Origin of the sequence: Streptomyces anandii JCM 4720 (assembly GCF_014650655.1) — a bacterium.
In the GTDB taxonomy this organism is placed as follows: Bacteria; Actinomycetota; Actinomycetes; order Streptomycetales; family Streptomycetaceae; genus Streptomyces; species Streptomyces anandii.
Map to the genome: position 1 here is coordinate 31,596 of NZ_BMVJ01000003.1, position 346 is coordinate 31,941.

General features: G+C 73.4%; 1 pseudogene. It reads left to right on the forward strand.

The annotated features are described in order from the left end of the window. Positions 1-176 precede the first annotated feature (176 nt). Positions 177-346: pseudogene (locus IE249_RS36400) on the forward strand (ornithine decarboxylase); the annotation flags it as partial.

Below are 346 nucleotides of genomic sequence, written 5' to 3' on the forward strand. Positions count from 1 at the left end.
TGTCCTACGAGACCGTCCTGCGCGTACTGGACGAGATCCTGACCCCCGGGCGCCACGCCGGACAGGGCTGAGGGGCGGTACCGGCCGCCGCGGCGCGGGGCCGGCAGGGAGGACCGGGCCGGTCGGGCCGCCGAAGCGGCCGACTGTGAGTCATGGACCGGGGTACCCGCACGGCCATGTCTGTCGATCACACCCGTGCACCGATCCTGGAAGCCCTCGAGGAGTACCACCGTGCCGGACGGCTCGCGTTCACGCCGCCCGGGCACAAGCAGGCCAGGGGCGCCGACCCCGCCGTAAGGAAGGTCCTCGGCGACGCGGTGTTCCTGGGGGACGTACTGGCCTCGGG